13 protein-coding genes and 1 pseudogene are annotated in these 19,217 nt (G+C 70.9%); 4 read left to right on the plus strand and 10 right to left on the minus strand.

From position 1 onward, the window contains the following. The first annotated feature begins 213 nt into the window (after positions 1-213). A complete protein-coding gene (locus ACWCWD_RS24680) occupies positions 214-660 on the plus strand; it encodes a hypothetical protein (RefSeq protein WP_450775676.1) in 447 nt (148 codons plus the stop codon). Positions 661-718: 58 nt separating this feature from the next. Here the strand turns inward: ACWCWD_RS24680 and ACWCWD_RS24685 are convergent, their stop codons facing one another. The 7 genes from ACWCWD_RS24685 to ACWCWD_RS24715 all read right to left on the minus strand — a co-directional run bounded on the left by ACWCWD_RS24685 (position 719) and on the right by ACWCWD_RS24715 (position 6,975). Beyond that, positions 719-1,198, minus strand: coding sequence for a hypothetical protein (locus ACWCWD_RS24685; protein WP_450775678.1), 480 nt, complete (start codon positions 1,196-1,198; stop codon positions 719-721). 271 nt (positions 1,199-1,469) lie between these two features. Next, positions 1,470-2,156, minus strand: a complete 687-nt coding sequence (locus ACWCWD_RS24690; RefSeq protein WP_390964811.1) for a uracil-DNA glycosylase — start codon at positions 2,154-2,156, stop codon at positions 1,470-1,472. Between the two features lie 87 nt (positions 2,157-2,243). Next, entirely contained in the window at positions 2,244-3,824 is a 1,581-nt protein-coding gene (locus ACWCWD_RS24695) for an ABC transporter substrate-binding protein (RefSeq protein WP_450775680.1), read from the minus strand. A gap of 115 nt (positions 3,825-3,939) precedes the next feature. Then, entirely contained in the window at positions 3,940-4,695 is a 756-nt protein-coding gene (locus ACWCWD_RS24700; RefSeq protein WP_450775681.1) for an SDR family oxidoreductase, read from the minus strand. 20 nt (positions 4,696-4,715) lie between these two features. After that, positions 4,716-5,477: a 3-oxoacyl-ACP reductase FabG gene (gene fabG, locus ACWCWD_RS24705; RefSeq protein ID WP_450775682.1), complete on the minus strand. Its 762-nt coding sequence runs from the start codon at positions 5,475-5,477 to the stop codon at positions 4,716-4,718. Positions 5,478-5,734: 257 nt separating this feature from the next. Beyond that, positions 5,735-6,118: a DUF3037 domain-containing protein gene (locus ACWCWD_RS24710; RefSeq protein WP_450775684.1), complete on the minus strand. Its 384-nt coding sequence runs from the start codon at positions 6,116-6,118 to the stop codon at positions 5,735-5,737. Further along, positions 6,115-6,975: a HipA family kinase gene (locus tag ACWCWD_RS24715; protein WP_450775686.1), complete on the minus strand. Its 861-nt coding sequence runs from the start codon at positions 6,973-6,975 to the stop codon at positions 6,115-6,117. Before ACWCWD_RS24715 ends, ACWCWD_RS24710 begins: the two co-directional genes overlap by 4 nt. Before the next feature lie 396 nt (positions 6,976-7,371). Between ACWCWD_RS24715 and ACWCWD_RS24720 the strand changes: the two are divergent. The 3 genes and pseudogenes from ACWCWD_RS24720 to ACWCWD_RS24730 all read left to right on the plus strand — a co-directional run. Next, a pseudogene (locus tag ACWCWD_RS24720) lies at positions 7,372-7,683 on the plus strand (thioesterase II family protein); the annotation flags it as partial. A 124-nt stretch (positions 7,684-7,807) separates the two neighbouring features. Next, a complete protein-coding gene (thpR, locus tag ACWCWD_RS24725) occupies positions 7,808-8,422 on the plus strand; it encodes an RNA 2',3'-cyclic phosphodiesterase (RefSeq protein ID WP_450775688.1) in 615 nt (204 codons plus the stop codon). Between the two features lie 377 nt (positions 8,423-8,799). Beyond that, entirely contained in the window at positions 8,800-10,812 is a 2,013-nt protein-coding gene (locus ACWCWD_RS24730) for an FHA domain-containing protein (protein ID WP_450775690.1), read from the plus strand. A 135-nt stretch (positions 10,813-10,947) separates the two neighbouring features. Here ACWCWD_RS24730 and ACWCWD_RS24735 read toward each other — a convergent pair whose 3' ends face one another. From ACWCWD_RS24735 to ACWCWD_RS24745, 3 genes are all read right to left on the minus strand, one after another. Continuing rightward, the gene (locus ACWCWD_RS24735; RefSeq protein ID WP_450775796.1) at positions 10,948-11,793 is read right to left on the minus strand and encodes a prephenate dehydratase; all 846 of its coding nucleotides are present in this window, start codon (positions 11,791-11,793) and stop codon (positions 10,948-10,950) included. A 213-nt stretch (positions 11,794-12,006) separates the two neighbouring features. Then, on the minus strand, positions 12,007-12,423 hold the full coding sequence (locus ACWCWD_RS24740) for a hypothetical protein (RefSeq protein WP_450775692.1): 417 nt from the start codon (positions 12,421-12,423) through the stop codon (positions 12,007-12,009). 157 nt (positions 12,424-12,580) lie between these two features. Further along, the gene (locus ACWCWD_RS24745) at positions 12,581-19,213 is read right to left on the minus strand and encodes an RHS repeat-associated core domain-containing protein (RefSeq protein ID WP_450775694.1); all 6,633 of its coding nucleotides are present in this window, start codon (positions 19,211-19,213) and stop codon (positions 12,581-12,583) included. Between the last annotated feature and the right edge of the window lie 4 nt (positions 19,214-19,217).

The raw sequence follows: 19,217 nt of genomic DNA on the forward strand, positions 1-19,217 counted from the left end.
GCGCCCGTCCTTGATCCCGGCAGCATACGGGCGCGGCCGGGGCGGCCGTTCCGGCGAGGGCGGGCGGAACGCACGGCCGCCACCCCCGAGGGGCGGTGATCGTTCCGCCGTGCGAACGGGCGCCGGTCCGCACCGCGCTGACCGGGTCACTCGTGCGGGGCATTTGGCGCGTACGGACTCCCGCTTCGCGCCGCCCACCCGCAGAGTTACCGGGTGCAACGAACCAGAATGACCGTGGCCGCTCTCGTGGGCGTGGCTGTCGCCACCGTGTCCGGCTGTGTGACGGTCAACCCCGGCGGTCCGGGGACACCGCCGCCGGCCCCCGCGTCGAGCGGCTCCGCGCGGGGGGTGGAGCCCCAGATCGGCCAGCCGCCCGCCCGCGAGGCGCTGGACGCCGTGCCCGACGCCTCCCCGTCCGCGCCCGCCCCGGCGGACGCGGCGCCGGCTCCCGTGTCCCGGCCGCATGTGCCACCACCGGGCGGAGTCCCTCCGGCGGCCCACCCCCCGCCGCGCCCGCCCGTCACGCTGCCCACTCTGCCGGTGTCCGGCCTGCCCGTACCGGCCTCGGGCAAGGGCGTCTGCGCGCTCGGGCGCGGTTACGGGGGATGGCCCGCCGGGAGCCCGCAGTCCCGTATCTGTGACCAGGCGTACGGGCACTGAGGCGGCCGGTCCGCCTCTCTCCCTCGCGCCCACCCGCTCCGAGGCCGGTCCGGCCGGCTCAGCGTTCCCGGCCGAGCCGTGTCTCCAGCCGGTCGATGGCGGTCCGCACGCCGTTGCCCCGGCCCCCGTCGGGGAGCGCGTCCGCTGCCTTCCTGGCGCGGTCCAGGTGGTGGCGGGCGACCCCGGGGCGGCGCAGCTTGAGGTAGTCCGCGGCAAGGCCGAGGTGCAGCGCCGGGGAGAACGCGTGCAGCGCGAGGAGGTCCCGGCGCTGAGCGGTCCGCTCGCCGGTCAGCCCTTCGGCCGCCGCGTTCATGGCGCGCAGGTCCCAGGCGAGCTCCTCTGCGGGGTCGTCCTGGGTGTCGGCCATGTAGTGCGCGAGGGTGCAGCGGTGCAGCGCGTCACCGTCCTCGCCCAGCTCGGACCAGAGAGCGGCGAAGCGGTTGCGGGCCTCTTCGCGGTCCCCGCCGTGCAGGAGCATGACCGCCTGGCCGATCCGGGTGCCGACGGCGTCCGTCGACGACTGCTGCTGCTCGGCCACGGCGGCCTCCCTGGTGCGGGTGTGCGGCGACGGGGGCCGCGGTGCGGGAGCGGGCCCTGCGCGGGTGCGGGACGGGACGGGGCGGGCGCGGACCCTTCCGGTGGGGCGTGCCGGACCGGGCTCCGGTGACGGGACAGACCCTGGGGTGTGTCCGGCGGACACACCCTAGCGGCACCGGTGCGCGATCACGCTCAGGCGCGGCAGTACGGTCCGCCGGGTCTGCCGCGTCCCCGCACCGGTACGGACACGGGGGACGGACCCGGGTGCGGGATCAGCCGAGGTCGGGGATGCGCCAGTCGATGGGGTCGTGGCCCTGGGCGGCGACGGCCTCGTTGATCTGGCTGAAGGGCCGGGACCCGAAGAACCTCTTCGCGGAGAGCGGCGAGGGGTGCGCGCCCTTCACGACCACGTGGCGGGACTCGTCGATGAGCGGGAGCTTCTTCTGCGCGTAGTTGCCCCAGAGGACGAACACGGCGGGCTCGGGGCGCTCGGCGACCGCGCGGATCACCGCGTCGGTGATCTTCTCCCAGCCCTTGCCCTTGTGCGAGTTGGCCTCGCCGGCCCGCACGGTCAGGACGGCGTTGAGCAGCAGGACGCCCTGTTCGGCCCAGGGCATCAGATAGCCGTTGTCCGGGACGGGGAGGCCCAGCTCCTGCTGCATCTCCTTGTAGATGTTGCGCAGTGAGGGCGGCGTCCTGACGCCGGGCCGCACGGAGAAGCAGAGCCCGTGGCCCTGGCCCTCGCCGTGGTACGGGTCCTGGCCGAGGACGAGCACCTTCACCCGGTCGTAGGGCGTGGCCTCCAGGGCGGCGAAGACCTGGTCGCGCGGCGGGTACACCGGTCCCTTGGCGCGCTCCTCCTCGACGAAGTCCGCAAGCTCCTTCACGTACGGCTTCTGCATCTCGTCGCCGAGGACGCCGCGCCAGGATTCGGGCAGCAGCAGGTCGGTGTCGGTCACGTCCACAACCTCCGGAAAGCAATCGGTTCTTGGAAAAGAACCTACCCGGCCCCTCTGACAGCGGGCCGGGGTGCCCCGTTCGCCTGATTACCAGCTGGCCTTGCGGTACAGCTCCCACATCTGCATGACGGTCTGCGGGTCGAGTGCGCGCTCGCCGCCGCCTATGTCCTCGCCGGCCGCGATGTAGAGCTTGCCCTGCCAGAGCGGCAGCAGCGGGATGTCCTCGACCATGATCTGCTGGGCCTCGGCGAACTGCTTGCTGACCGCGCCGCGGTCGCTCTCCTTGCGCGAGGAGGGCAGGATCTGGTCGGTGATCTTCTTGTTGACGTACATGCCGCCGGTGGCGCTCTCCTTGCCGACGAAGGGCGCGATGAAGTTGTCGGGGTCCGGGAAGTCGGGGAACCAGCCGCGTCCGAAGACCGGGTACTCGCCCTTGTTGAAGCCCTCCTGGAAGGCGGTCCACGGCGCGCTGCGCAGGGTGATCCTGAAGAGGCCGGACTTCTCCAGCTGCCGCTTGATCTCCTCGAACTCGGGTCCGGTCGAGGAACCGTAGCGGTCCGTGGTGTACCAGAACGTCATCTCGACGGGCTCCGTGATCCCGGCGTCGGTGAGCACCTTCCGCGCCTTCTTCACGTCGGGGTCCCCGAAGGCGTCGAAGAAGCTGGTGGTGTGGGCGGCGATGCCCTTCGGCACGATGGAGTAGAGGGGCTCGGCGGTGCCCTGGTAGACCTTGGCGACGAGGGCGTCCCGGTCCACGAGTCGGGCGATGGCCTCGCGCACGGCCGGCTTGCCGGCGACCGGGTCCTTCGGGTTGAAGACGAGGAAGCGGATGTCGGCGCCCACGGACTCGACGAGCTGGAGGCCCTTGTCCTTCTCCTCCTTGCCGCTCTGGAGGCCGATCACCTCGTCGGCGGTGAGGCCGCGGTAGGTGGCGTCGATCTTGTCGTCCCTCAGGGCCGCGACCATCTCGTCGGACTTCGCGTAGTACCGGATGGTGACGGAGTCGTTCTTGCGGTCCGCGAAGCCCTTGTAGCTGTCGTTCCTCTTCAGCTCCGCGACCGTGTGGGGCTCGTAGTGGTCGAGGACGTACGGCCCCGAGCCGGTGATCGCGTTGCCGGTACGGAGCTTGTCCTTGGGGTACTGCTTCGGAGCGACGATCGACATGGCCGGGGTGGCCAGGACGAAGGGGAAGGTGGCGTCGGACTTCTTCAGGTGGAAGATGACGAGGTCGTCGCCCTTGGTCTCCACCCGGTCGAGCGAGCCCAGCAGGCCGAGCGGGCCGCCCTTGGCCTTGATCGCCACGATCCGGTCGATGGAGTACTTGACCGCCTCGGCGTCGAGCGTCTCGCCGTCCGAGAACTTCAGGCCGCTCTTGAGCTGGCAGCGGTACGCCATGCTCGTGGAGTCGGTGAAGACGCATTCCGCCGCGTCGGGCTGGGGCTTGGTGCTTCCGGTGGGGAAGGACACCAGGGTCTGGAAGACGTTGCGCATCAGCTCCCAGGAGTTGTCCCAGGCTCCGGCCGGGTCCAGGGTCGAGGGCGAGCTGGTCGTCCCGACCGAGATGTGCTGGTCCACGTCCGAGCCGCCGCTGGAGAAGGCGCTGCAGCCGGCGACGAGTGACAGGGATGCTAGGGCTGCAGCAGCCTGCAGACTGGCCCGGTAGAACACGTGCACGCTCCTCGATCAGCCATGGGTCGGCAGACCATACCGCAGTGCCCCACCGAGCCAATCACCAGGCCCGGCAGGGCACTTGCTTCAATCGGGGCGAACCGTGGCAGCCTGTTCAGCCCACTCCGGCATTCAGGAAGATTCCCCCGTCGATCACGAGCGTCTGCCCCGTGATCCAGCCCGCCTGCTCCGAGGTGAGGAAGGCGGCGGCCCCGCCGATGTCCTCCGGAACTCCCAGTCGGGCCATGGGATACGCGGCGACCACCTCGGCCTCGCGGCCCTCGTACAGCGCCTCGGCGAACTTGGTCTTGACTACGGCCGGGGCGATCGCGTTGACCCGGACGACCGGCGCGAACTCGTGGGCCAGCTGGAGCGTCAGGTTGACCATGGCGGCCTTGCTCATGCCGTACGCGCCGATGAAGGGCGACGCCGAAATCCCGGCCACCGAGGCGATGTTGACGATCGCCCCGCCGTTCTTCGCCTGCCACGCCTTCCAGGTCCGCTGGGCGAACCCGAGTGCCGAGATCACGTTGGTCTCGAAGACCTTGCGCGCGACGTTGAGGTCGAGCTCGGCCATGGGCCCGAACACCGGGTTCGTTCCGGCGTTGTTGACGAGGTAGTCGACCCGGCCGAAAGCCTCCATGGTGCGCTCGACGGCCTGCGCCTGGTGCGCCTCGTCGTGCGCCTTGCCGGCGACGCCGATCACCCGGTCGGAGCCGAGCCGTTCGACGGCGGCCTTGAGCGCCTCCTCGCCGCGGCCCGTGATGCAGACCCGGTCGCCGCGGGCGACGAGCGCCTCGGCGACGCCGTACCCGATGCCCCGGCTCGCGCCGGTGATGAGCGCGACCTTTCCGCTGTCCTGCACAGTCATGGTGTCCCTCGTCCTTCGGGTCAGTTGAGCGGGCCGCCGGCGACGTACAGCACCTGGCCGGAGACGAAGCCCGCGTCGTCTCCGGTGAAGAAGGAGATGGCGTTGGCGATGTCGTCGGGGCGGCCGACGCGCTGGACGGGGATCTGCGTGGCGGCGGCGGCCTGGAACTCCTCGAAGCCCATCCCGACGCGGGCCGCGGTCTGGGCGGTCATCTCCGTCACGATGAAGCCGGGCGCGACGGCGTTGGCGGTGATGCCGAACTTGCCGAGCTCGATGGCGAGGGTCTTGGTGAAGCCCTGGAGACCGGCCTTGACGGCCGCGTAGTTGGCCTGGCCGCGGTTGCCGAGCGCCGAGGAGGAGGAGAGCGAGACGATACGCCCGAACTTGGCGTCCACCATGTGCTTCTGGACGGCCTTCGCCATCAGGAACGCCCCCTTGAGGTGGACGTTCATCACGATGTCCCAGTCGGACTCGCTCATCTTGAAGAGCAGGTTGTCGCGGAGTACGCCCGCGTTGTTGACCAGGATCGTCGGCGCACCGAGTTCGGCGACGACACGCGCGACGGCGGCCTCCACCTGCGCGGCGTCCGACACGTCGCAGCCGACGGCGAGCGCGGTGCCGCCGGCGGCGGTGATCTTCCCGACGGTCTCCTTGCAGGCTGCCTCGTCGAGGTCGAGTACGGCCACGGCGCGGCCCTCGGCCGCCAGGCGCACGGCGGTCGCGGCCCCAATGCCTCGCGCCGCTCCCGTCACGATGGCGACACGCTGCTCGGTGGTGGACATGCTGGGTTCTCCTCGCCGTTGGATCGCGGCCCAGCCGGCACCGGCCATGCCACCACGCCGGACATTCCCGGTGCGGCGCACAGTCCCGTTTTGCTGAGCAAGCGCTTAGTACTGTTGTGGTTGCGACGCTAGAAGCCCTGGCACTCGGTGTCAACGGCCACGACACCCAGGGGTGCATGTCACACCCGAAGGAGACGGCGAAGGGGCCGCCCGCGACAGTCGCGGGCGGCCCCTTCGGGAAGTGCGGTACGGACTCCTCAGCGGACGAGCAGATCGAGCAGGCGCTCGACCTCGGCCGCCGGATCCAGCGTCAGACCGGTGTGCACGGGGCCCGGCTGGACGACCGTGGAGCGGGGGGCGATCAGCCAGCGGAACCGCCGTCCGGCGTCGTCACCGGCCGCCTGACCCGCCGCGTCGCCGCCACCGCAGACGTTCTCCACCGCCCGCAGCGCGGCCCGCACCCCGACGATGTCGGCAGCGGGATCGAGCGCCCTCAGCTTGCTCTCGTCGAGGTGGGTACGGGCGGCGACGAAGGAGTGCGCCCGGCTGTAGACGAGCACCCCGGCGTTGAAGCATTCCCCGCGCTCGACCCGGGGGACGACACGCAGCAGCGCGTACTCGAAGACCTCGCGTGCACTCATCGGGTCTCGTCCTTCTGCGTCGGGGCGGGGCTCGCCTGCTGGGTCCTCGGGGCGAGGCGGTCGGCGAGCCAGCCGGGGGCCTTGGACGGGCCGGTCGGTGCCGGCGCGTCCATGACGAGGCGCTCGTGGATGGTCGCGGCACGGGCCAGCAGGGGTGCCACGTACGCACGCCGCAGCTCGTCCGTCGAGTCGAACCCGGGCTCGCCCAGGAGCCACTCGTCGGGCACCTGGGCCGCCACCTCGGTGAGCAGCTCCTCGGTGACCAGCGGGGCGAGCGCCGCGGCCGCTGCCGCGACGTCCGGGCCGGTGGGCGCCAGCACGTGGTCGGAGGCGTTGTACGGCTTGGCCGCGGACGCCTGGGCGCCCGGCCAGTTGTGGTGCCAGATCATCGTGGCCCCGTGGTCGATCAGCCAGATGTCGCCGTGCCAGACCAGCATGTTGGGGTTGCGCCAGGACCGGTCGACGTTGTTGATCAGCGCGTCGAACCAGACGATCCGACCGGCCTCCACCGGGTCCACGTGGTACGCGAGCGGGTCGAAGCCCAGGGAACCGGGGAGGTAGTCCATCCCGAGGTTCAGCCCGCCGCTCGCCTTGAGCAGCTCCTGCACCTCCTGGTCGGGCTCGCCGAGCCCGATGACCGGGTCGAGCTGCATGGTCACGAGCTCCGGCACCCGCAGCCCGAGACGTCGGCCGAGCTCCCCGCAGATGACCTCCGCGACCAGGGTCTTCCGCCCCTGCCCCGCCCCGGTGAACTTCATGACGTACGTACCGAGGTCGTCGGCCTCGACGATCCCGGGGAGCGAACCGCCCTCACGCAGGGGCGTGACGTAACGGGTCGCGATGACCTCTTTCAGCACTTTCGCAAGCCACCCATCTCTTCAACCTTGCAATCCAAGGAATCCCTCGTGCCGGTGCGGCGGGAAGCCAAGCCGGCCGGGGACTCTCGGGGAATCCGGGGAGTTTCGACCGGCACGCCGTTCTCCCCACACCTCCGAGCGGCCCGCCGATGGCGCCGCGCGCCTCACCGCCGGCCTCCGGCACGAAGTGAGCATAGTAACTCAGGGTGACCGAAGGGCTTTCACGCCCTCGACGCGCGGCGGGACGACGCCGGCCCCGGCCCACGCGGGATTCCAGGTGCGGATGTTCCGAGTGTTTACCGCAGTGGCGTTTCCGTAGCGCGTGGCCGAAGCGCTGACCGCCGCAACCGGAGGTGGCCGGGACGCAGGCTGGAGCGCGACGGTGCGCATACGCCGGTGGCGCTGTTCGCCTCCTCGCGCCGGGCGCCCTCGCTGGTACGCACCGAGCGAGTGCACCTGATGGACGCCGACCGGGTCATCGCGGAGATCCGGGCGCTCAACGGCACGTCCGCCGACCACCTCCTGGACGACGAGGTGATGCGGGCGGTCCTTCCACCCATCCGAAGCGACTACCGGGCGATCGAGACCTACCGCCTGGCGCCCGATGCCTCGCCGCTCGGCGTCCCGATCCTCGGGCTGGTCGGCGACTCCGACCCCCGGGTGAGCTTCGAAGAGAGAGCCGCGTGGAGCGAGCACACCACCGCCGGCTTCGACCTCCAGGTCTTCCCCGGCGGCCACTTCTACTTCTCCGACCAGCCGACCGACACCGTCGTCGCCGCCGTCCTCGCCCCCGGCCGACGCTCGCGCGCCCGCATGCGGTACGAAGTCAGGTGTGAACGAAGAGAACCGACCCGCGACCGTTCGCGTGTTCATCGCCCTCGCCCCGCCCGACCACGCCAAGGAGGAGCTGGCCCGGGAGCTGCGCCCCGCCTACGGCACGCATCCGCGGATGCGGTGGAACCGTGTCGAGGACTGGCACATCACCCTGGCGTTCCTCGGCGAGCTCCCGGTGGAGACGGTCCCCGCGCTGCGTCCGCTCCTCGCGGGCTTCGCCGCGGTCCACCGGGCGCCCCGGCTGGCGCTGCGGGGCAGCGGGAGTTTCGACGACCGGGTGCTGTGGAGCGGGATCGGCGGTGAACTCGACGAGCTGCACGGACTCGCCACCGATGTGCGGACTGCTGTCCGGGAGCACGGTGTCGATTTCGTGGAGCGGCCCTTCCGGCCTCATCTGACCCTGGCCCGTGCACGCCGGGGGGACCTTACCTCGGCGGGCGAGATCGCGACCGGACTCGCCGGGTTCAGCGGCGGCGAGTGGCTCGCCGCGCGTCTGCATCTGGTCGGCAGCAACGCGGGCCGCAGCAGCGGGCCGATCCACTACCGCGACATCGAGGCGTGGCCCCTGGGCGACGGGCGGGCGGCTCCGGCACCGGGCCCGGAGACCGTCTGACGCACGCCGGCCGACGTACGCCCCTGGCGCCGGTGCCCCGTGGGCCGGTGTCCCGTGCGCCGGTGTCCCGTGCGCCGGCGCCCCGTGCGCCGGGTCACCTTCGCCACTTCGAAGCGGTGTCCGGGGCGGTCCCGTAGACTTCGAACGCTCGCCGGTGGCCGGTCAACGCCGCCTGTGACACCGGTTGTTGATGATGCGTCAGGAGCGGGGAACGGGACGGGCGCGACCGTTGTGAACGGTGTGGGCGGCGGGCACGGTGTGCGGGACGCGCCGGACCGCCGGGCCCGTCAGTACGGGGGGTACGGGACCGCTCGCGGGCCGGATCGGCGGTGCGGGGCGGCCCGTTGGAGATGGGCGTCGTTCACAAGGAGTGTGCCATGCCATCAGTCATCGTGGGCCGGACAGGCCCCTTCGCCGGTCAGAGCGTGGTCCTGGGCGCCGCGTCTCTGACGTTCGGGCGCAAGGGAGACAACGGGGTCGTGATCGTGAGCCCCAGCGCCTCCCGTCTGCACGCAGAGATCGTCAGGGAGGACGGCGAGTACGTCCTGCACGACCGCGACAGCAGGAACGGCACGTTCGTCAACGACCAGCGCGTCACCCGCCACGTACTGCGCCCGAACGACGAGGTGCGCATCGGTGACGAAACCTTCCTCTTCGAGGCGCAGGACGTCATGGAGACGGTCATCGACCTCTCCCAGCTGCATCTCCCCCGGCTGAACGCGGCGGCGAACCCCGGCATGCTGCGGGTCACGGTCACCGGCGGCGGTCCGGTGGGTCTCGCCTTCGCGCTGGCCCTGGAGGAGGCGCTGAGCGGACGCGTGGCGATCACCGTCTACGACGGGCGGTGGACCCGCAAGGGCTCGGACGTCGTCTGGAAGGACGAGTCCCAGGGCAACGTCCGCCGTCAGCAGGTCGTGACGGTCCAGAGCCGGCAGTACCTGGCACTCTCCGAGGAGGTGCGCGCGGCGCTGTTCGGCGACGACGGAGCGTACTCGGAGATGTGGCCGGTGGGGCCGGACTCCGTCGACGGCCGCCCGCCCCGCAACATCCGGATCGCCTACATCGAGGACCGGCTCCTCGCCCTGGCGAACACGCGGCCGGCGATCCAGCTGGTACCGCGCCGCTTCGACCCGGTCGAGCGGAAGAGCCGGCTCGCCCAGGAGCACGTCCTGGTGATCGGGGAGGGCGGGCGTTCGCGCACCCGCGACCACTTCGCGGACCGCTTCGGCACGGCCGACGCCTCCATCTACTCCCTCGACGGCGAGCACCTCCAGGACGTCGTGCTGGGGCTGCGGGTCAAGTCGCGGCTGTCGGACCCGATGAGCGTGCTGCTGACCGTGTCGCAGAACCGGTTCCTGCTCAACTCCCTGCGGGGCGAAGGCTTCCTGAACATGCGGCTCACCCGCGAGGAGGCCAAGGGCGTGATCGGCATCGACCCGGTCCGCCAGGTCTTCGAGGAGTGCATCGCGGCCCGCCCGTGCCTGATGAACCGCGAGGAGGACAACGAGTTCCGCTGCTCGACGCACGGGACGCTCTTCCTGCCCGCCCTGCTGCGCAGCTCGCCCCTGTGGAAGGAGATCCGGCAGGGCCTGAAGCTGTTCGGCGTGCCGGAGGACGATCTCTCCGCGATCACGTCGTTCCGGCTGGACATGGTGCAGCGCCCCCGGTTCACGGCCCAGCTCCTGCGCCCGACCGCGACGACGCCGGGTACGTACGGCTTCCTGCTGGGCGACGCCGCCAACGCCATCCACTTCTGGCCCGGCCGAGGACTCAACAGCGGGCTCGCGTCGGCCACTTCTCTCGCCCGGACGCTCAGCCGCGCCTGGCGGGGAAGGCCGTTGCGCGACGCGGACTTCATCCGGCACGAGGCGGCGATGTCCATGCTGCAGTACCGGCACAAGAGCCGGGCCTGGAACGCGATGGTGACCACCGACGAGCAGGGTGTGACCCGCGCCATCAAGGACATCATCGCCCGCAGTGCGGAAGCCGCGGGGGAAGCGGGGCAGGACACCGGGCGGGAGTCGGGCAAGGTGTCGGGGCGTACCGATCTGGACGAGCTGCTGGACCGCATGGCGGCGATCCGCGACCGTCTCGCGCCCCGGCTGCCCGGCATGCCCACCATGGAGCAGCTCCGCTCCCACCTGGCCTCGGTGGCCCCGGCCACGCTGCGCACCCTCCAGGAGAGCGGGGCCTGGGACACCCTGATCGTCGGCGGCGAGGAGGCCGACATCGACCTCTTCTACCAGTCGGAGTCGCCGGTCTACGTTCCCCGGCCCGACGGTCCGCAGCCGGCAGGCGCGTATCAGGCGGGTCCGCCTCCGGCGGGTCCCCTTCCCTCCGGTGCCCGCGCCGCCGATCCCCGGGGTCTGCCCTCGGCCGGCGTCCAGTAGAGCGTGTCGCGAAAGTAGCGCCGTCCGTCCGGAGGGCCGGACAGGCGGGACTTTCGCGGCACGCTTCGGGGACCGTTCGCGCCCCGCCCCACCGGTTCCCGTCCGTACGGGCATCGCGGGGCGGGCGCGGAAGGGTCAGCCGGTGCGGCCGCGCAGCCGGTGCGCGTGCGAGGGGTAGACCCCGAGGACCCGCACCTCGGAGGAGAAGAACCGCAGTTCGTTCAGGGCGAGAGCGACGTGCGGCTCGTCGGGGTGGCCCTCGATCTCCACGTAGAAGCGGCTGGGGCTGAGACCCGCGCTCATCTGGTAGCTCTCGATCTTGGTGAGGTTCACGCCGCTGGTGGCGAACCCGCCGAGCGCCTTGAAGAGCGCGCTGGGAATGTTGCGTACACAGAAGAAGAGGCTGGTCATCGTGGTGCCGTCCGGTTCCGGCCAGGAACCGGAGTCGCGGGAGAGCACCACGAAGCGGGTGGTGTTCTCGGGGTCGTCCTCGACCTCCGGGCGCAGCACGTCCAGCCCGTACAGCTCCGCCGCGGCGGGCGGGGCGAGGGCGGCGTGCCGGGGGTCGCCCAACTCCGCGACCTCGCGGGCCGAGCCGGCGGTGTCGTCGCTGACGTGGGTGCGCCAGCCGCCCTCGCGCAGCAGCTTCCGGCACTGGCCGAGGGCGTGCACATGGCTGCGTACGCATTCCACCTGATCGAGCGAGGCGCCCGGGACGCCCATCAGGTCGAAACGGATCGCGAGGAAGTACTCGGCGACGATGAACAGGCCGGACTCCGGCAGCAGATGGTGTACGTCGGCGACGCGTCCCGCGGCGGAGTTGTCCACCGGGATCACCGCGACATCGGCGTCGCCGAGCGTGACCGCGTCCAGCGCCTGCTCGAAGCCCGTGCAGGGCACTTCACCGCAGCCCGGGAACAACGCGTGGGCGGCGGTCGCCGAGTTGGAGCCCGGTTCCCCCTGATATGCGACGATCGTCACCTTGTTCTGCCTTCCACCGTGGAGCCTTCTGTCGCGGGCGCCGGAGTTGCCTCCGCGTGACCGCATGTAAGCAGTATCGGAGTACGGGCCCGGTCCGGGCACACCAGGGTGTGGTGAGCCGGGCCGGGCGCGGGGTGGCGCGGGAACGGCCGTACGGCCGCCCCGCCGGGTCCTCCGGTGCGGCGGCCGTACGCGGTGTCGGGCTCGGGGGCTTCAGGCTCCGGGCCGTCGCGTGCTCTCGGCCTTGCGCGCCCGGCGTGCCGCGAGGACTCCGGGCTCGGCCCGCATGTGCGGCGGTACGGCGAACTTCGGGGCGTTGAAGAGGATCACGCACACCTCGGCCAGCCCCGCCCCCAGGATGATCAGCACGTCCGCGGCGAAGGCCACCAGGACCACCGGGTTGCTGAAAGCGGCATCGAGTGTTCCCAGGGCCAGCAGCACCACGACGCCCCACAGGGTGACCACGGTGAGGCCGACCGACCGTACTTCGCCCCTGCGCGTGTGGGGGCCGAACGGCAGGAAGGTGAACGCGCCCTGGAAGAAGTCGACCAGGTCCGGGTCGCGCCAGAGCTGAACGGCCTTCCAGGTCATGAAGGCGTTTCCCACCACGAGGAATCCGAAAACGATCACCAGCAGGACCATCGTGCGTCATCCCTTTCGTCATTTCACGGTGTCCCACGGGCGCGGGGCGGGCTCCGGCCCCACGGTGTCCCACGGGCATGGGCCGGGCCCCGGACATGCCGTACGTCGTCCGGAGCCCGCCCCCGTAAGCTGTTCGACCGACCGGTCAGAACCAGCTCTTCACGCCCTTCCACCCCTTCGACAGGGCGTTGTTGACCGGCCCCGAGGCGAGGATGCCGGTCACCGCTCCGGCACCGGCGCCGATCGCGCCGCCGATGACGGTGCCCACGCCCGGTGCGATGGCGGTGCCGATGGCGGCGCCCAGGGTCGCGCCGACCTTGGTGGTGCCCATGACGATCGCCGTGTCGACGGCCGTCTCGGTCGCGGTCAGCCCGATGTCACCGCCGGTTGACTGGTAGTTGGAGTACGCCGTGAAGGCGATTCCGCCCACCAGCAGCCCCTTGCTCGCCATCTGCATCGGCTTGCTGGCTCCGATGGCGCCGAGGCGTGCGATACCCGGTTTGTTCTTCACCGCCTTCAGGACGCGGTCGGACCGCACGTTGGAGCGCATGTCCTTCTTGGCCTTGGTGATGATGTCGTCGGCCGCGCCGAATCCTTCCTGGGCGTACGCCCCGGAGGTCATCAGGCCGTTTCCGGCGTTGCAGAGGTAGTTCCAGTCCGTCTCGATGCCGCAGTTGGCCGAGAAGGAGAGGAGCGGCACCGGGTCGGGCCCCATGAGCAGCGGGGGCTGGGAGGGAGGTCCGTAGACCGGGCCGGGGCACACCGGACGCGGTGGCATGCCGCAGCCGTTCGAGTAGGAGACGTAGCTGCCGTTGCCGACACCGACGCCGCCGCCCCCTCCGCCGGTGGTGCCGCCACCGCCACCGCCACCACCGCCGCCGCCACCCTTCTTGCCGCCCTGGTACTCGGGGCACTTCGGGTTGGTCAGGCTCGGGCAGTAGCCGCCGCCACCGCCACCGGTGGAAACCGGGACGCCGCCCACGCACTTGATCTTGCCTTCACGGCATTCGGGGACGATCTCGCCGGTGGGGTCGGAGAAGGTGACGGGGTTGTTGTTGGCGTAGGAGTAGCCGTTCAGGGACTGTCCCTGGTCGGTGGTGAACTTGGGGTCGGCGCTGATGAACTGCCCGATGGACGGGTCGTACTCCCGGGAATCGGTGTGGGTCAGCCCGGTGTTCGTGTCGTTGGTCTTGCCCAGGAAGCCCTTGTCGTCGGGCCAGGCCGAGCCGGTGTCGGTGCCGCGTTCGTCGCCGAACGGGGTCAGCCGGCGCTTGCTGACCGCCTGGGCGCTGTCCGCCGAGACGGCGACGGTCTGGGTGCCCTGGTGGTCCCCCGCGAGGTAGGTGAGCTTGTTGGTGCCCGATTCGTTGCTGCGCACCGCGATGCTCAGGCTGCCGGAGGAGTACGTGCGCTGCGCCCAGGTGGTGCCGTCGGCCCGCAGGTGAAGTTCGGTGTTGCCCGTGTACAGGATCCGCTCGCCGTTCTCCGCGGTCTTGATCAGGAGCGATCCGTCGGCGTCGTAGACGTAGTCGGTGTCCTTGCCGTCCTCGGTGAGCTGGGAGAGCCGGCCCTCGGAGGTCCACTTCAGGTCCTGCTGTGCGGTGGCCCCGGGACGGCTCGTGGTGTTGCCGGAGGCGTCGTAGGAGTAGGTCTTCCCGGGGTCGTCGCAGTCGGCGGTGGTGCTGGTGCCCGAGAGCAGGTGCGGGCGGCCCTCCTGGTAGCAGTAGGTGGTGCGGGTGTCGCCCTGCGCGGTGTGCTGCGTCTCGGAGGTGCGCTGGCCGGCCTCGTCGTAGGTGTAGCCGGTCCAGTACGGCGCGGGGCCGGAGAGGCTTGCCGCGTCCGGTGCGTCCGAGCACTTCTGCGACGCCGGGGTCCAGGCGTCCTTCAGGCGGCGCTGCCCGTCGTAGGTGAAGCACTGGGTCTCGGCCGCGGACGTGCCGCCGAGGGTGGTCGGGTCGGCGATCGCGGTGACGTTGCCGGCGTCGTCGTAGGTGTAGTCGAGGTCCGACAGCATGTAACCGTGGGTCTGGTCGGTGACGTAGCTGCGGGTGAGGCGGTTGGTGCCCTCCTCGTAGGAGTTGGAGACGAATACCTTCTTGAACGCCTCGGTGTTCGCCGCGCCCAGCGTGTACCGCTCGGCGAGGCCGAGGCTGGAGTAGTCGGCGTCGAGGAGGTAGCCGGTGCTGCCGGTGATCGAGGTGACCTGTCCGAGCGAGGTGTAGTCGTACTCGATGTTCTCGGACGGCAGGCCGCCGAGGGCCGGTTCGTCGTTGCTCTCCAGGGTGCCGTCGAGGCCGTAGGAGCTGGAGAACGCGATGGTGTCGGGAGCGCCTGCGGCGACCAGGGGGTCACCTGCGGGCAGGGTGAGCGTGGTGCCGGTGGGACGGTCGAGCGTGTCGTACGCGGTGACCGTCTTGGTGTACGCCTGGCCGGACTTCCCGCCGACGTAGCGGGTGGTCGCGTCGGCCATTCCCTTGAGCAGGGTGTCGTAGGTCTGGGCGGTCGCCAGGTGGGCGTCGTCCTTGACCCCGTTCCAGGTGGCCTTGGTCCGGCCGAGGTCGTCGTACTCCGTCAGGACGGACTGGCCGCGCGAGTCGGTGGTCCTGACGACTTCGTCGACGTCGTCGTACTCCATCGTCGTCGTCCCCTTGTCGGGGTCGGTAACGCTGGTCTGCCGTCCGAGGAGGTCGAAGCCGTAGGTCCAGACGGCCCCGTCCGCCGCGGTGACGACGGACTCCTTGTCGTCCAGCGTGTGCTGGAAGGCGGTGGTGCTGTAAGCGGCACCCAGACCGCCGCCGAAGTCCGCGTCGGCCGGGCTGGTGCCCGCGTACTCGCGGCGCTCGGTCTCCCGGCCCCGCGCGTCGGTGAGGGTACGGGTCGCGCTGCCGCCCTGCTGGGCGCTGACCGCCGTCGAGTCACCGGTGTAGCCGGTGGTGGTGGTCCACTTGGGGACGCCGTAGACGACCAGCGAACTGGAGACGGGGCGCTCGGCGCCGTCGTAGACGGTCTCCGTCTGCGTGGGGGCTTCGCCGAACTCGGCGCGTGTGTACGTGGTGTTCGGCTCGGAGGTGCTGTCGAAGATCCCCTCGAACTGCTCGTAGGCCAGGCCGCGGGAGTCGTAGCGGGTGTCGGTGAGGATCCGCCCGCCCTTGGGGCTCGGCGCCTGGACCTGGAGGGTGCGCAGCAGCGAGTCGTACAGGGTGTAGGTGGTGTTGTACGTCTCGCCGTCGGCCTTGAGCGTGGCGGACGACATCGCGGACTGCTTGGTGGCGCTGAGGTCGTACGTGAACTTCTGGGTGGGGCTGTATCCGGCCGCGTGGCTGCGGTTGGGCCGCCACACGTCCGTCAGCCTGCCGAGGGCGTCGTAGGCGAGCTCGGTCTTCTTCTGGTTGGCGTCGTAGGTGCGCAGGTCGAGGCCGCGGCGCGGGTCGATGAAGCTGGTCGCCGTGAAGCCCATCGGATCGGTGACGACCTTCTTCGTCAGCGGTCCGGCAGACACCGGGGTGTAGGCGGTGGTCGTGGTGCGCCCGGCACCGTCGGTCGCCGAGGTGGCACGGCCGAGGGTGTCGTAGCCGGTGCCGGCGGTCTTCTGCCAGCTGGGGACGGTGGCGGTGTAGCCCTTGGCGCGGCCGGTCCAGGTCTTGAGGCCCTTCACCGGCTTCATCGACGTCGACCAGGTGGCGTTGTCGTAGGCGGTGGCGGTGTCGGAGAGGACGTCGCCGCGCTCGGTCGCGTCGGAGGGCAGGTCCAGTGCGGTGTCCTCCACGGTGCACGGCTTGCCCACCACGCGCTCGCGCGACACGAAGTCGGTCAGGCCCGCGGCCGCGTCACGCGCGTACCAGGTGCGGGTGCAGGTCTCGTCGCCCGACTTGGCGTCGTCGCCGCGGTCCTCGGCCGACTCGATCATGCCGTAGTCGTCGTAGCTCTTGGTGAGGGTGCGCGAGCGCCAGGTCTTCGGCACCGTCAGGTAGGTGAAGGTGGTCTCCTTCGCGGGCCGTACGAAGCGGGAGACCTGGTCGCCCGCGCCGGGTACGGTCTGCCGGCCGGTCTCGGCCGACCAGGGCTCGCTCGACGTGGCGCTGACGGGGGTGGCACCGTCGTAGGTGATCTCCTCGCGCAGGTGTCCGGCGTACTGGTCGCTGTCCTTGAGCGTGGCGAGGCCGAGGGCGGGGGTGCTGAGGGGGGCGACGCTCACCGAGCGGGTGCCGCTCTTCAGCTTGTCGCCGTCCATGCCCTGCATGTAGAGCGAGACCTTCTTCGAACGGGTGGTGTCCGAGGCGCCCTTGTACTCGGTGACCTGCTGGTAGCCGCGCCAGTCGGACCAGGTCCGCTCGTCCTCGGGGACGAAGGGGTCGTCGGCGTAGTTCCAGGCGGCGCCGCTGTAGCTGTACTCGTTCTCGACGAGGTCGTTCTGCCCCGCGGGGTCGGCGACGGTGACCGCGAGCACCCGGTACTTCTGGAACCAGTCCACGGCCGCGTCCTCGGCGCCGTTTATGTGCCAGTAGAGCGGGTAGCAGGAGCGGGTGTTGGTGTCCTCGGCGGCGCCGATCACCTCGGAGCGCTTGCACTCCGGGGACGACAGCGTGACCGTGGTGACCGCTCCGGTCTCCGAGGTGACGGTCGAGATGCGCGGACGGGTGAGCGGCAGGATGTCGTCGGTGCCGTCGACCCGGTTGGGGCGCATGTCGTAGGTGAAGGAGATCGGGTCCGTCTCGATGGCGGTGCCGGTCTTCCCGGTGCGCCGCAGGGACTTCAGGGTGAGGACCTGGTCCGAGGTGTCCCCGATGTCCCCGCCGTCCAGGTACTCCTGGGTGAAGGCCCAGGAGTCCACCGGGTCGTAGCTGCTGGTGGTGGCGTTCCAGGAGGAGGTGGCGATCGAGGTCAGCCGCTTCCGGGAGAAGAACGACGGGCCGACGGCCAGGCAGTCGTCGTCCCCGCTGGAGCAGAGCGAGTCGAAGGGCACGTCCGGCCACTTGCTCGCGGTGTCCTTGGTCAGCGAGTCGCAGTCGGAGGCGGTGCACCGCTCCGCGTAGCCGAAGGTGACCTTGGCGTCGGCGTCGTCGGTGAACAACGCGCCCTTGCGCAGGCCGTACTTGATGTCGGTCAGGTAACCACCGCGGATGTAGGAGGCGTTGGCCTTCTCCGACTTGTTCTTCCGGTAGTGGTTCTCCTCCTTGGCGTACCAGTAGGTCGCCGCGTTGCCGGAGGTGTCCTCGACGTAGTCGAGGTTCCAGCGCCACGCCTGGGTGAGGGCGCGGTCGGCGAACTCGGAGCCGGCGGAGTAGCCGGGCTCCCCCGGGTCGTCGCCGAACACCGGCACCGTCCAAGTGGAGTTGGTGCGCTGGGTGGTCGCGCCGTCGAGCTTGTCGAGGCCGAAGACGTACTTGGTGCCGTCCCCGGTGGTCACGGTCCAGTACTCGCCGTCGTCGTCGCCGTTGTCGGCTCCGGTGGAGCGGGTCACCGTGGAGGCGTCGTCGTTCTCCAGCCGCCAGTCGCCGGTGTCCTTGTCCTTGACCAGCAGCGAGGACGAACCGTTGAGGACCAGGCGCGCGTTGTCGTACTTCCAGCACTGGTCGTGCACGCCGTCGTGGCCGTCGTCGTCGCATCCGGTGTAGGTGCGCTCGATGTAGGACTCGCTCATCGCGAATCCCTCACCGACCGAGGTGCCCTGGTTGTTGGAGAGGGCGGTGTGGCCGTCGACGCTCCCGGAGCTGTAGGCGAGGGAGAGCGGCGGGGTCGGCCCGGCCGCGGCGGGCGGCATGGTGAAGTCGTAGTTCCAGTTGAACGAGCCGGAACTGCCGCCCGCCTCCCAGGTGGAGGAGTTCGAGAGGTCGGTGGCCGAGTAGTCGCCGCTGCCGTTCGGCGACTGCCCGGTGCCGCTCTCCGTGGCGGTGAGGGCGAACACGGCCGCGCTGTACGTGGCGACGCCGGCGGTCGTGGCCCGCGCGGTCGTGGCCTGCGCGGTCGTGGCCTGCGCGGTCGTGGCGACGGCTGTCGTCGCCGTGGTCCTCGCGGCGGCCGTCGTGGCGGTCGCCGTTCCCGCGGCCGGCTGCCCTGCCGGGACGGAGATCGTGGCGGTGACCTGCTGCGCGGAGACGTCGTTGGTGGACTTCAGTTCGGTCTGCTCGCGGCAGGCGGCCTTCTCCGGGGTCGTCAGCGCGCAGGCGGGGAGCTGTACGAGATGCAGGCGCTGCGCCCAGCCGCCGCCGATCGCCCCGGCCAACGCGCCGTAGTCGATGCCGACTTCGGCGCTGCCGGACACCGTTGCGTCGGCGGTCAGCAGCACGCCGGTGATGCCCGCCGCGTCGGCGGCGGAGGGGTCGAGCACGGTGAGCCGGGTCTCGGTGCCGGCGGGGACCTTCTTCGTCCCGTCGGCCTGCCGGACGGTGAGGGGGAGGCCGCCGGGCGACGCCGACGCGGCCTTCCCGGTGCGGACCTCGACGGTCGCCGAGCCCTTCGTGGGCCAGGCGGCGTTCTGCTCGGCGCGGGCGCGGGCGGCCTGTTCCGCGTTGGCCTTCTTGTCGTGCGCGACCCGGTCCCGGGCCTCCTTCGCGCCCAGGCCCTTCACCTCGTGGACCTTGCTGACGCGGGTGGCCGGCAGATCGGGCCGGCCGAGGCCCCCGTCGGCCGCGAAGGCGGACGGGGCGGCCAGTCCCGCGGGGACGGCGATGGCCAGCGAGACCACGGCGATGAGCGAACGGCTGCCGTGGCGCCGCACTCCCTCGCGCACGCTCCTCGCGACGCGGTTGGTTCCTGCTCTGACTTGGGGCCAGGACATGCCT

The sequence above is a fragment of the Streptomyces sp. NPDC001493 genome (genome assembly GCF_053597235.1).